11 protein-coding genes and 1 other annotated feature are annotated in these 13,878 nt (G+C 37.0%); of the genes, 5 read left to right on the plus strand and 6 right to left on the minus strand.

The features are described 5' to 3' along the window. Window positions 1–91 precede the first annotated feature (91 nt). Window positions 92–1,873: a SulP family inorganic anion transporter gene (locus ACIQXW_RS14760; protein ID WP_402763276.1), complete on the plus strand. Its 1,782-nt coding sequence runs from the start codon at window positions 92–94 to the stop codon at window positions 1,871–1,873. Window positions 1,874–1,918: 45 nt separating this feature from the next. Here the strand turns inward: ACIQXW_RS14760 and ACIQXW_RS14765 are convergent, their stop codons facing one another. Beyond that, on the minus strand, window positions 1,919–2,482 hold the full coding sequence (locus tag ACIQXW_RS14765; protein WP_402763279.1) for a transposase: 564 nt from the start codon (window positions 2,480–2,482) through the stop codon (window positions 1,919–1,921). 251 nt (window positions 2,483–2,733) lie between these two features. After that, window positions 2,734–2,946: a binding site (T-box leader), on the plus strand. Between the two features lie 90 nt (window positions 2,947–3,036). Between ACIQXW_RS14765 and leuS the strand changes: the two genes are divergently transcribed. The 4 genes from leuS to ACIQXW_RS14790 all read left to right on the plus strand — a co-directional run bounded on the left by leuS (window position 3,037) and on the right by ACIQXW_RS14790 (window position 9,017). Next, window positions 3,037–5,454 carry a leucine--tRNA ligase gene (gene leuS, locus ACIQXW_RS14770; protein ID WP_402763282.1) on the plus strand — a complete coding sequence of 806 codons (2,418 nt, stop codon included), beginning with the start codon at window positions 3,037–3,039 and terminating at the stop codon, window positions 5,452–5,454. A 228-nt stretch (window positions 5,455–5,682) separates the two neighbouring features. Continuing rightward, window positions 5,683–7,434 (plus strand): methyl-accepting chemotaxis protein, encoded by a 1,752-nt coding sequence (locus ACIQXW_RS24215; RefSeq protein WP_483869807.1) that lies wholly within the window; start codon window positions 5,683–5,685, stop codon window positions 7,432–7,434. A gap of 139 nt (window positions 7,435–7,573) precedes the next feature. Beyond that, window positions 7,574–8,095 carry a sigma-70 family RNA polymerase sigma factor gene (locus ACIQXW_RS14785; RefSeq protein WP_402763285.1) on the plus strand — a complete coding sequence of 174 codons (522 nt, stop codon included), beginning with the start codon at window positions 7,574–7,576 and terminating at the stop codon, window positions 8,093–8,095. Next, window positions 8,082–9,017 (plus strand): hypothetical protein, encoded by a 936-nt coding sequence (locus tag ACIQXW_RS14790; RefSeq protein ID WP_402763288.1) that lies wholly within the window; start codon window positions 8,082–8,084, stop codon window positions 9,015–9,017. The genes ACIQXW_RS14785 and ACIQXW_RS14790 overlap by 14 nt, the downstream gene beginning before the upstream one ends. Window positions 9,018–9,079: 62 nt before the next feature. On the opposite strand, the gene ACIQXW_RS14795 is transcribed toward ACIQXW_RS14790, so the two are convergent. From ACIQXW_RS14795 to ACIQXW_RS14815, 5 genes are read right to left on the minus strand one after another with little or no spacing between them, the layout of a single operon-like run. Continuing rightward, window positions 9,080–10,345: a permease gene (locus ACIQXW_RS14795; protein WP_402763291.1), complete on the minus strand. Its 1,266-nt coding sequence runs from the start codon at window positions 10,343–10,345 to the stop codon at window positions 9,080–9,082. Between the two features lie 5 nt (window positions 10,346–10,350). Continuing rightward, a complete protein-coding gene (locus ACIQXW_RS14800) occupies window positions 10,351–11,049 on the minus strand; it encodes a response regulator transcription factor (RefSeq protein WP_340822937.1) in 699 nt (232 codons plus the stop codon). Between the two features lie 38 nt (window positions 11,050–11,087). Next, window positions 11,088–11,831: a sensor histidine kinase gene (locus tag ACIQXW_RS14805; protein ID WP_340822939.1), complete on the minus strand. Its 744-nt coding sequence runs from the start codon at window positions 11,829–11,831 to the stop codon at window positions 11,088–11,090. Between the two features lie 42 nt (window positions 11,832–11,873). Next, the gene (locus tag ACIQXW_RS14810) at window positions 11,874–12,866 is read right to left on the minus strand and encodes an ABC transporter ATP-binding protein (protein ID WP_340822941.1); all 993 of its coding nucleotides are present in this window, start codon (window positions 12,864–12,866) and stop codon (window positions 11,874–11,876) included. Beyond that, window positions 12,863–13,876, minus strand: coding sequence for an ABC transporter ATP-binding protein (locus ACIQXW_RS14815; protein ID WP_340822943.1), 1,014 nt, complete (start codon window positions 13,874–13,876; stop codon window positions 12,863–12,865). The genes ACIQXW_RS14810 and ACIQXW_RS14815 overlap by 4 nt, the downstream gene beginning before the upstream one ends. Window positions 13,877–13,878: the final 2 nt, after the last annotated feature.

Below are 13,878 nucleotides of genomic sequence, written 5' to 3' on the forward strand. Positions count from 1 at the left end.
TTTTCATTTCCCCCTTAGAAAACAGCCTAGTATTGAATAGAAGAACAGTCTGGATTCAAAGAATTTATTATTTCGAAGGGAAGATTACTATATGAAGTCACTGTTTACGGGGCGGTTTGAAGGTTATTCTGTAAATCTTTTCAAAAAGGATTTATTGTCTGGGATTATTGTTGGTATTGTTGCAATTCCTTTAGCGATGTCTTTTGCAATTGCATCAGGTGTAAAACCAGAATACGGCATTTATACAGCGTGTATTGCAGGCATACTAATTTCACTTTTTGGTGGTTCAAAATATCAAATTGGCGGTCCTACTGGTGCTTTTGTGCCCATTCTATTAGGAATTGTCTTATCATACGGCTATGAAAATCTATTGATTGCGGGGTTAATGGCGGGAGTCTTGCTATGCTTAATGGGCATTTTCAAGCTGGGCTCCCTAATAAAATTTATTCCGCGTCCTGTAACAATAGGGTTTACTGCGGGTATTGCGGTCATTATTTTTACGGGGCAAATAGCCAATTTTTTAGGTCTGACAAATATTACACGGCATGAATATTTTATCGCTAATATGAAAGAGCTCTTTGTGCATATTGGTACAACAAATTATTATAGTATTTTTATAGCAATCATTTGTCTTGTAATAATATTAGTGACACCTAAAGTTTTTCCAAAAGTACCTGGCGCATTGGTAGGTATTGTTGTTTCTACACTTGTTGCTAGCTTCTTTTTTTCAGGACAAGTTGCAACAATTGCTACAGCTTACGGCCAAATTCCAAATACTTTACCGGCGTTTTCAATACCTGAAATTACCTTTGAACGAATGCAATTATTAATTGGGCCTGCATTTGTCATTGCTATGTTGGGAGGAATTGAATCTCTTTTATCAGCGGTGGTTGCTGACGGAATGACAAATAGTAAGCATAATAGTAATCGTGAGCTTGTAGGGCAAGGCATAGCGAATATCGTAACACCTTTATTTGGAGGGATTCCTGCTACAGGGGCAATCGCGCGTACTGCAACAAATATAAAAACGGGTGCGGCATCCCCAATGTCAGGTATTATTCATGGTGTTTTTGTATTAGTCACGTTATTGTTGTTAGCGCCCTTTGCTTCTCATATTCCGTTAGCTAGTATGGCACCGGTGTTGATGGTCGTAGCGTGGAATATGAGTGAACGAAAGCATTTCGCCCATATTGTGAAAGCGAAATCAGGAGATTCACTTGTTTTAATGATTACGTTTTTACTTACGGTTTTCGCTAGCTTAACGATAGCTGTAGAAGTAGGGCTTGGTTTGGCAATTGTATTATTTGTTAAACGAATGAGTGAGAAGTTGGTTGTAGATAAGGTTTTACCAGACCATACAAAAAATAATGGCAAGGTACAGCCGCATGTTGTCAATCAAAAGCATGACTGCCCGCAAATTAGTATTTATTCAATTGAGGGGCCGCTATTTTTTGGTGCAGCACAAACCTTTGAGCAGACATTACAACGTTCAATGAACGACCATCCAAGAGTTTTAATTTTGCGTATGAGTAAAGTGCCTTTTATGGATTCTACGGGAGAGTCTTATTTTAGCAATATCGTGCAAAACTTCACAACACAAGGTGGCATTGTTTTAGTAACGGGTGTCTCTAAAGATTTAAAAGGGGCACTGCTTCGTAATGGTTTATACGATCAAATTGGAGAAGATAATTTCTATGAACATACAGGAGATGCTATTAACAGGGCATTAAAGGATTTAGATATGAACAAATGCATCGGCTGCAAACATTTTGCCTTCCACGAATGCGTGGACTTTTCCTCAGGTGACCCTCGAGTGACAGGCACAGAAAAGATTCTGACAATTGAAGCTGGGTTAAATAAAAGCTCCACATGATGAATTATCGTGTGGAGCCTTTTTCAGTTTGTACTGCATTAGCAATTACCCGCTTTGCGGTACTTCGCAATATTGACAATAGGATGGAGGATGAAACTGTGATGTTTGAAGTAAACAATTTTTGAGAATACTCGTATTAAGAAATGGGTAATCTGGTGATGTATTATGCTTATAAAGATGATAGGAGCTATATGGATAATCTTCCATGTTCGCAACAATAGGTGGAGCTGTTGATATAGGATTGCGATGGATATAGCGACTAACACTTAGCATATCTAGTTGTGAGGGGACAAGATCTGCAAAATAGCGACTCTCATACAGATGACCGCAATATTGATATTTCTTTTTAAAGTAATTACTGTAGCGCCAATTGATGACCGCCATCAATTTCCCTAGTGGAACTTCAGGTGACCGAATTAGAAGATGATAGTGGTTAGACATAATGCAATAAGCAACAATGCTAAAAGTGTATTTTTGATAAGCATATTGCAGTACACGAAAAAAAGCATCGTAATCAGCAACATTCAAAAAAATAGGTTGACGATTGTTGCCACGCATTACTACGTGATGATAATGATGTGGAGACCAAAGTCGTTTTTTTCTTGGCACACGATACTTCCTCCTTTTTCGTTTTCTATAGCATAAAAATGAATGAAAATAACGTCAAATATAGGAAAGTATCAGAAGCAACTAATAATTTTATTTTTATCAAGGAAAAAGGGTGAAATATCACGAATCTATCCAAAAATCATGGGAAATAATTTTTTTCGCTAATTGTGTGTGAATTGTGTGCGTGCCTGGCACCGATAAAAAGAGGCTTGTGCTTTTTAGGACTTTCCATTAGAATAAATGCAATACATGTAAAGACATTGATGAGGAATAGTAAATTTGTGGTTCTTTTTAGAGAGCTAGCGGTTGGTGGAAGCTAGTAGGGATGCAAATTGAACTCGCCTGCTGAGTCTGCGTACATAAGTGTTATGTGTGCCGTCATTTCCGCGTTAAGGAAGCTTGAGCCGAGTGTAATCACTAATTTGGGTGGTACCGCGGGAGATAAGAATGCTCTCGTCCCTTCTGACAAAGGAAGGGGCGAGTTTTTTTATTTTTTAAATATTTTGTCAATTCTTACGATAAGTGGTATTGAACATATATAAGGAGGAAATATTATGAGCTTTAATCATCAACAAGTTGAAAAAAAGTGGCAGCAATATTGGGATGTCAACAAAACATTCAAAACAGAAAATGAAACGGATAAACCGAAATTTTATGCACTTGATATGTTCCCATATCCATCAGGAGCGGGACTTCACGTAGGGCATCCTGAAGGGTATACAGCAACAGATATCCTTTCACGTTTCAAACGTATGCAGGGCTTTAATGTTTTACATCCAATGGGATGGGATGCATTCGGTTTACCTGCAGAGCAATATGCATTAGATACAGGGAATGACCCAGCAGAATTTACGGCAAAAAATATTGCAACATTTAAGCGTCAAATTCAAGAGCTAGGATTTAGCTATGATTGGGATCGTGAAATTAACACAACAGATCCTGAATACTACAAATGGACACAATGGATTTTCATTCAATTATATAAAAAAGGCTTAGCGTATGTAGATGAAGTGGCTGTAAACTGGTGCCCAGCATTAGGTACAGTGCTTGCCAATGAAGAAGTCATTGATGGAAAATCTGAGCGCGGAGGACATCCGGTAGAACGTCGCCCAATGAAACAATGGATGCTGAAAATTACTGCATATGCGGATCGTCTAATTGATGATTTAGAAGAAGTTGATTGGCCAGAATCGATTAAAGATATGCAACGTAACTGGATTGGACGCTCTGAAGGTGCTGAAGTAACATTTGGCATTGAAGGAACAGATAAAAACTTTACGGTATTTACTACACGCCCTGATACGTTATTCGGTGCTACTTATACAGTACTTGCACCTGAGCATAAACTAGTAGCTGAAATTACAACAGCTGAACAACAAGCTGCTGTAGAAGCGTATCTTGAAAAGGTAAAAATGAAATCGGATTTAGAGCGTACTGATTTAGCTAAAGAAAAAACAGGTGTATTTACTGGCGCTTATGCAGTGAATCCTATTAACGGTAAAAAAGTGCCGATTTGGATTGCTGATTATGTGTTAGCTACGTATGGCACTGGTGCTATTATGGCGGTTCCTGCTCACGACGAACGTGATTATGAATTTGCCAAAGAGTTCGGCTTAGACATCGTAGCTGTGCTTGAAGGTGGAGACATCGACAAAGAAGCATTTACAGGTGACGGTCAGCACATTAACTCTGACTTCCTTGACGGCTTAAATAAAGCAGATGGTATTGCTAAAGCGATTGAATGGTTAGAAGAAAAAGGTGTAGGTGAGAAAAAAGTATCTTATCGTCTTCGTGACTGGTTATTCTCTCGTCAACGTTATTGGGGAGAGCCAATTCCAATGATTCATTGGGAAGATGGCACAACGACTCCAGTTCCAGAAGCAGAATTACCTTTAATGCTTCCGAAAACAGATAATATTCGTCCATCAGGAACAGGAGAATCTCCATTAGCTAATATTACAGATTGGGTAAATGTTGTAGATCCTGAAACAGGTATGAAGGGTCGCCGTGAAACAAACACAATGCCTCAATGGGCAGGTTCAAGCTGGTACTTCTTACGTTATATTGATCCGAACAATACGGAAGCGATTGCTGATCCAGAGTTACTAAAACGTTGGTTACCAGTCGATATTTATATCGGAGGAGCAGAGCATGCAGTATTGCACTTACTATACGCACGCTTCTGGCACAAAGTATTATATGATCTAGGTGTTGTTCACACGAAAGAGCCATTCCAAAAATTATTTAACCAAGGCATGATTCTTGGTGAAGGTAATGAAAAAATGTCTAAATCAAAAGGCAATGTCGTAAACCCAGATGAGATTATTGAGTCTCACGGTGCAGATACACTACGCCTTTATGAAATGTTCATGGGTCCATTAGAAGCATCAGTTGCATGGTCTACTAATGGCTTAGATGGTGCTCGTCGTTTCCTAGACCGTATTTGGCGTTTATTCGTCAGTGAGGAAGATGGTACATTATCAGCGAAGGTTCAAACTTCAGACGATAAATTCCTAGAAAAGTCATATCACCAAACAGTGAAAAAAGTGACAGAAGACTACGAAGGTATTCGTTTCAATACAGCCATTTCACAAATGATGGTATTCATTAATGATTGCTACAAAGCAGAATTTATTCCAACGGCTTACGCTGAAGGGTTTGTGAAAATGCTAGCACCAATTGCACCACATGTCGCAGAGGAGCTATGGCAGCTGTTAGGTCATGAAGAAACATTGTCTTACGAGCAATGGCCAGCATACGATGCGTCTAAACTAGTAGACGATGAAGTAGAAGTTGCTGTTCAAGTGGCTGGTAAAGTACGTGCAAAAATCATCGTTGCAAAAGATGCTTCAAAAGAAGAAATCGAAAAAGTAGCATTAGCTGATGAAAAAGTACAAGAATATATGGCGGGTAAAGACTTGGTAAAAATTATTGTAATTCCAGGTAAACTTGTTAATATCGTTGTTAAATAAAAATAGGAAGAACCGTGAAATACGCTTTTCAATAGCGTACTTCACGGTTTTTTTTTCGCCAAAATGCCAATCGTAAATTAGAAAAGTAAGCGACATGATTTGACAAGACTTAGGTAAAAAAGATGTTATTTTAGATTTTTATAGCAAAATATGTATCTTTTGGCGTTAATAAAGGTTAAAATTCTCTATGTATATAGTAATGAAAACGATGCGAAAAGGAGAATATTTATGAAAAAGTCACAGAGATTGAGCGATAAGGTATTATTGTTCGCTAGTATTGTGGTAGTCCTAATTGTAGGACTAGTGATAGGTATTTTATATATGAATACGAATAATTCCGTGGAAGGAGCAATAGGTCGTGATGGCGTAACGAAAGCACAAACAATCGCCTCACTTGTAGATGTGGAGGCGTATAAAAAATTAATTGACTCAGATGATGCAAAGTCAACGTTATATAAAGATTTGCGGGAAGAGTTAAATACATTACGTATACATAATGGTCTTTTATATGCTTATGTTTTATATCCCCCAACAGAGGGAGAAAATTTGAAATTTTTAGTCGACGGTTTACCGTTAGATGAAGAAATGGCTGGTGCTATGGGGGATCCATCTGAGGTTCTTACATATAAAGATGGTCAAAAGGCTATTGATAAGAATGGCTATTATTCAGCAATACAAAAAAGTGAAACATACGGTTCTTTAATGTCAGCAATTACACCATTAAAAGATAGTTCAGGAAATACAGTTGCCTTTGTCGGTGTAGACATGATGGCAAATGATGTACAGGCTGTTCAAAGCGATGTGTTAAAACATACGATTCCTTATATTGTTATTATTTTATTAATTGGTGGAGTAATTTTAATTGGTATTATTCGCTTTTATACAAATCGCTTATTACAGCCTCTTGTTGTTTTAAAAGATGTAGCAGAGCAATTCGCTGATGGTGATATTCGCAGTGCTGAAAAAGGCTTAGATGAGATTAAAGTAGCAGGAAACAATGAAATTTCTGCTTTTGCTAACGCATTTACACAATCCATGTACAAATTAAAAGAAACATTCCATTTGATTCATGGGACAGCTGTTAATTTACAACAGGCGATTGATAATATTCATACTTCGACGGGCACGGTGAGTAGTTCAAACAGTGAAGTGGCGAGTAGTATTGTGACGATTGCAAGTGGTAGCGAACAGCAACGTGCTAACAATGAAGAAGTTGTTCGTGCGATGGAGGAAATGGTATCAGGAATTCAACGTATGGCAGACGCTACATCGAATGTGGCGGAGTCATCGAACGATATTACGGATCGTGTCCAAACAGGTGTAGCAGATTCTGAAAATGTTGTATTTAAAATTCATCAAGTTGAAAAATCGGTACTAGCTACATCTGATCATGTTACGGAAATGGGTAAACAATTCCGTTCTATTGAAGAAATGGTAGCTGTTATTACAAGTATCGCAGATCAAACCAATTTACTAGCATTAAATGCAGCGATTGAAGCAGCCCGTGCAGGCGAGGCAGGAAAAGGGTTTGCCGTAGTCGCTGACGAAGTAAGAAAATTAGCTGAAATGTCTCGTGTTTCGGCTGAAAATATTCAAAATCAATTGCAAAGTTTTAGTATTACAACAACTAAAGCATTGGAAGAGATGCAGACTAGTGCTACTAGTGTTAAAGATGGAAGCGAAGAAGTAGGTAAAATAGGCCAAGCATTAGTAATGATCTTACAAGGTGTGCAAAGTGTGAACCAAGAAATACAGGAAAACTCGGCTATTATCGAGCAAATGTCAGCAAGCTCAGAGGAAGTATTAGCATCTGCTGAGCAAATGAATAATGTAATAGTTATGAATGCCAATCGTGCGGAAAGTGTAGCACAAGCTTCAGACCAACAAATGGCAATTGTCCATGATTTAGAGTCTGTTGTTGAAGAATTAGAAAACAGCTCTAAAAAAATGTTTGATGCTATTAATCATTTTAAAATTTAAGGGACTTGTGTTGAGATTTCAACATTTGCCAAAGTATAGTTAAGAAAAAGTGTCCGAAATATGGGCACTTTTTTCGTTTTCGTGAAACTATCTTAAAAGATTTTACGACTATAGGATGAATGGAAAAGGGGGGGCTCTCGTGAGTGAGCATTTAACAGCCATTATGGAAGAGCACGGCGAATATTGCCTACGTGTAGCTTATTTATATGTGCGAGACTGGTCTATTGCTGAAGAAATTGTGCAAGATGTATTTCTCGCCTATTACTTGCAACAGGATCGCTTTGAACAAAGAGCTTCGCTTAAAACCTATTTAGTAAAAATTACAGTACATAAAAGTCATGATTATTTAAGAAGCTGGAAAAATAAACGCCATCAATTATTTGGCAAGCTTCATTTTGGTGTAAGTAAAAGGACTCCAGAAATAGATCTCATCAAAGCCGATGAACGAGTGACGTTGAAAGCAGCTTTATTTGAGTTAACCATTTCTTATAGGGAAGTGTTAATTCTTTATTATTATCAGGAATTAAAAGTACGTGAAATAGCAGATGTGCTTGGTTGTACTGAAAATACAGTGAAAACAAGGTTACGTAGAGCAAGGCAAATGCTACAAGACAAACTCGAACGAAGCGATTGGGAGGTGCTAGGAGATGACATCTTTTAAAAAGAAGCTGAATGAGGAAATAGGAGAAGCACCACGTTTTACGAAAGCATTACAGGAGCGTATTGTACATCGTGCGGAGCAACATTATCGGCACAAACAATATGGCGGTTGGCAGTACCCTACAATTATAGTAGGCGCAATAGTGACGTTGCTTTTTTTAATCGCTGTTGGACCGTGGCAACGAACAGAGTATGTTCAGCATGCTTCAATTGTTGAACTAGCGCAAAATGAAGAAATACAACGATTGTCCATTGTACAAAATTGGGATGAAGATTCATTTAATGCTGGCAGAATAGGTTGGATTATAGGGCAACAAGAGTACTTAAAAGGGGCTGACACGAAGCTTCTAGAAAGCATACTTCAGAAGGCAGTTGTAGCACAGAAATCGGATGATTATTATGTGGTTCGAGATTTTTGGATAGAATTTAGTAATGGGCAAGCTGTTAAGCTAAAAATGTTAAAAAATAATGAACAAATCGCCTTTCTCGATGTAAAGACCAATCAGTTTTATAAAGTCAATGATGAGGAGGCTACAGCATTTGCAGACTTTGATTTTCAGGATATTGACTTTAACTTTATAGCATTTCTTATATGGATCGGCGGTATTATACTAGTAGGTTGGGTAGCTGATAGGGCGGTTCGTTGGAAATTTAACATCCCAAAAGAGCCGAAGTATGTAAGTGACAACCATCGACGCACGGTTTTTATTTTTAAGTTCATAAACTTTATTGCGTTTGCTACATTTAATCTAAAAGGTTGGATTATATATATTGCTGCTGATTTTACGCTTATTTTTATATTATTGTTGATTAATACAGCAATCGAATATTATTTTGGGCGACATGAAAAAAGGCATTACTTGGCATTAACAACTACGATTTTTTCGTTTATTATATTTATCGCTTTTGTCATTTGGGTTTAAAAACAGAAAAAAAGATGTTTCGCTAGTTTGCGAAGCATCTTTTTTGTATTTGTATATGGAGACTAGTCGTCTGCTGATGGAAAACGTCTAGCCTGCTGAAGCATAAATTGATAAATGCAAGAGATGATAAAGCTTACAGCTAGACCGTATAGAGCACTAAAATAGAGGCCAACAATAATGCCAATCATAATAGAGAGCAATATCGCTAACCAACTATGTTTATGAATCGTTCGCTTCGTAAATAAAAGAATAATGATAAACGGCAACATTGTGATATGGATAAACGCAAAGCTATAAATGACGCCTAAAATAGTTATTTTGATTGATATAAATAGACTAAATAATAGCAGCATTAAGCCTATCAAATAGTAATAATAGGGTCTACGTGTAGTAAAGAAGCGTTTTGTTGCTCGCATTTCTACAAGTAGTGTTGTCACAATTGCTAAAAGCGTAATTACAAGGAAAGCAAATGTAAGCAAACCTGGCTGTACCTCATATAAAAATGTTAGCACTAAAATTTGAAATTGGCCGTATGAGCCACTATACAGTGCAATCATTAAGATTGCTGTAAAGGACAACGTTAATAACGCTAAAACGACACCTGAAGAAAATAGGCTACGGCGTACTTTTTTAGGTTTGATAAAGGCAATCAAATACCAAGTAGACTTATCAAATAACACTTGTCCTAAAATAGCTAATTGGATTACAACATAAAACAACAGAATTTCACTGTTTTTAAAGTAAAATAAATACGGATGGTATAAACGAATTCCTTCATAAACCGTACTGGCTCCATTTTGCACAAAATAAAAAATAGGGATAAATATGAGGAGAGAAAATAACATAATAATAAACAACGTATCTAGCCATAATATCCCCTTTAAAGACATTAATCGGTCCAATAATAGCATGCCAATTAGAAACATTGCTAAAGTAATCGGCACTGGTATATTGAACATAATGGTTGATAATACACTAATGCTAATGAATTGAATAAGCCATATTTCTATGCCTGTTAGTAAGTAAAACAGCCGTACAACTTTTAAGTTCATACCACTTAGTTTGTCCTGCATTTTCATCATTAAAAAACTTTGTTGGTGTTGGCTTTGTGAATAGCCACTTTTATTTAAAAAAGAACCTAGCACGATAAACGAAATGGCTGTTGCTAATGTATAACAAATGCCTGCCATAAAACCATAAGAAATAAGTGCGGATGGGGAAGATAATAAAAAATTACCACTAATCCATCTTGCTAATAATATGATGACGCCAGCTGTTGTACTTAAACTTGCAAGCGGTACAAGAAGTGAAAGTTTTTTAAAATACATATTTTTTACTGACCTTTATACTTTTGTGATACTTTGTATTGTCGTGGAGACTGATTATATTTTTTCTTAAAAGCTACACTGAAATAATGCTGACTATTAAAGCCACAGCTTTCTGCAATAGTAGACATACTAGCTTCCATGTTTTCATTCATCTTCTTAATAGCAATTTCTAAGCGATAATTATTAATATACTCGTTAATGCCGATTGATTGCTCCTCTAAAAATTTACGGCTTAAATAGCTTGGATTTAAATGTATTTTTTCAGCTATAATATTGAGCGTAAGTTTTTCGTGATAATTTTCATGAATATAAGAAAGTGCACTTTGAATTGCATCATGGTTGGAGCTCCAAGCCTTATATTTTTCGACAATATCGTTTAATTCACTAGCAATAACAGGCTTTGTTAAATAATCAGTCACTCCGATTCGTAAAGCTTTTTGTGCGTATTCAAAGGTCTGAAATGCAGTGACCATAATAATATCTAATTCATAAAGATTTTTTAATTCCTTGCTTAGTGTTATACCATCCTTTCCAGGCATTTGAATATCTAAAAAGGCGATGGTCATACGATGCTTTTTCGCTAATTGTAGTGCTTGAGAAGCATCTAGAGCAGTGTGGAATTTCCAATTTGGAAAATGTGGCTTTAATAAATAAATCATTTGTTCTAATTCTAATGGCTCGTCATCGGCGATTAGTATATTCATGTTGCTTCATCCTTTCCTTTAGGATCTACTTTTATTGCTTACGCAGGAACATGAATAGTAACGGTATAAAGTTGCTCCTCGCTAATGGTTGAAAATAAAATATTTTCAAGTCCATATATAAGTTGGAGACGTTTTTGAACATTTTCAAGTCCGTAGCCTTGCTGCAATTCATCTTCGGTATGATTAAGTGCCGTATCGATTGGCTGTGTATTTTTTATTTCAATCAATAAAATGTTGTCCAATTTTTTTATATAAATAGACAGCTCGGCAGGTCCTACATGCTTCTCAAATCCATGTTTAAAGGCATTTTCAATAATCGTTTGAAAAATAAACGGAGGTATTTTTACTGAAAGAGCATCATTATCGATAAATTTGTTTATCGTTAAACGATGCCCGAAGCGTAGCTGCTGAATATTTAAATAGCTTTCAACAAATTGGACCTCATTTTTTAAGGCAATTAAGACATCGTGATCATTATATTTAAATTTAAAAAACGTTGCTAAAGCTTCAATACCTGCAACTAAATCTTCTTTACGATTAATGCGGGCTAGACTTAACAAAGAATTTAAGGCATTAAAAAAGAAGTGTGGCTGTATTTGTTGGTTGAGTTGAAGGATATTCGCACGCTGTAAATCCTGCTCTAGCTCCAAATGTCTTTTTTCTTCTTCAAGACTATCAATTTGTTTTTCAAAAATAAATATAAATGTAAGCAGAAAAGCTCCAATGATTGGAGCAATTACACATAGGAGAATATATATGTTGAATGTTTCTAGTTGTAACATAATGAAAATGACCTCTCCAGTTTTATATAAGTGTAAGTTACATTAAACTAAATTTTCTGCAAAATGGCAAGCTACCTTATGTGTGGCATTTATTTCCCGCAACGCTGGAATTTCAACTTTACATCTGTCGGTTGCAAATGGACAGCGTGTGTGAAAGCTACAACCTGTAGGTGGATTAAGAGGGGATGGAATATCTCCCTTCAAAATAATGCGTTCCTTACGATGCTGCTTGTCGATAATTGGTATAGACGAAAATAGTGCTTTTGTATAAGGGTGAAGCGGCTGAGAGAAAAGAGAATGCTTGTCGGCTATTTCGACGACTTTTCCGAGATACATTACCATGACACGATCAGATATATGTCGAACGACACTTAAATCATGAGAGATAAATAAAAACGTTAAATCCAAATCGCGTTGTAGTTTTTTAAGTAAATTTAAAATTTGAGCTTGAATGGACACGTCTAAAGCTGAAACCGATTCATCACAAATAATAATTTTTGGATTGACTGCAAGTGCTCTTGCTATACCAATACGTTGTCGTTGCCCGCCAGAAAATTCATGTGGATAGCGCTCGAGATATTCTGGACGTAAACCAACGAGTGACATTAATTCTAGCATACGAGATTCCTGCTGCTCTGGCGGTACAATTTTTTGGATAGACATGGCCTCCGTCAGCATTTTACGAATCGTTCTTCGCGGATTGAGGGAAGCGTAAGGGTCCTGAAAAATAATTTGAATATCTTTTCTTGCCGCTCGCAGTTCTTTTTTGTTCATTTCTACTAAGTTTTTGCCGAACAATAATACTTCACCAGATGTCGGTTCATCCAATCGTAAAATAGCACGACCTGTTGTCGATTTCCCACAGCCCGATTCACCAACGATGCTTAGCGTTTCACCTGGCATAATATTGAAAGAAACACCATCTACAGCTTTTACAACTTGTTGTGAACCAAAAAGTCTTTCTTTTTTCAAGAAAAAATGCTGTTTTAACTCGTTTACTTGTAATAATGGTTGCATATTTTCATTCATTGTCATACCATCATCTCCTCCATCGCTGATTCTCCTTGCCATTGTTCGCTATACATCCAGCATCTTACCTTTTTATCTGATTCTATCGTAATGAGTTCTGGTTGCTGTGCATGACATAGCTCAGTTGCAAATGGACAGCGTTCAGCATAACGACAGCCGTTTGGATAGTGATATGGACTTGGTACAGTGCCGTGAATCGTCGATAGCTCTTCTTGATCTTCATAAAGCTTTGGTAGTGATTGAATTAAGCCATTTGTATAAGGATGAAGAGGCTTTGCAAAAAGGCTATCTGTAGAACCTTCTTCTACTACTTGACCCGCGTACATCACCGCAATTTTATCGCAAATTTCAGCCACTACACCGAGATCATGTGTAATAAAAATAATGCTCATCCCTAATTGCTGTTGCAAGTTTCTAATAATATCGATAATCTGTGCTTGAATCGTCACATCAAGCGCTGTTGTTGGCTCGTCAGCAATTAATACATCTGGTGTACAAGCTAAAGCCATCGCAATCATAATGCGCTGTCGCATCCCGCCACTTAGTTGATAAGGCTCCTGTTTAGCTCTTTTTTCTGGTGCAGGTATGCCGACAAGACGAATCATTTCAACTGCCTGTTGCCATGCTTCTTTGCGGGACAAACCTTGATGTAAGCGTATTGTCTCAGCAATTTGTTCACCAACTGTTAATACGGGGTTTAGGCTCGTCATAGGCTCCTGAAAAATCATCGATATTTTATTGCCTCTTATTTTCCGTAGCTCTTCTTCTGATAATTTCAGTAAATCTGTATTGTTTAGTAGTATTTCACCATTAATGATTTTACCTGGTGGTGAAGGTACTAATCTTAGGAGGGAGAGTGAGGTCATTGATTTTCCGCATCCCGATTCACCAACAATTCCTAACGTTTCTCCTTTATGAAGTGTAAATGACACACCATCTACAGCCTTTGCGACCCCTTCACTGGAATAAAAATATGTTTGTAAGTTTTTTACTTCCAATACCGTATCTCGTTTCATGT

It is taken from the genome of Lysinibacillus sp. NPDC097162, assembly GCF_044762185.1.
In the GTDB taxonomy this organism is placed as follows: Bacteria; Bacillota; Bacilli; order Bacillales_A; family Planococcaceae; genus Lysinibacillus.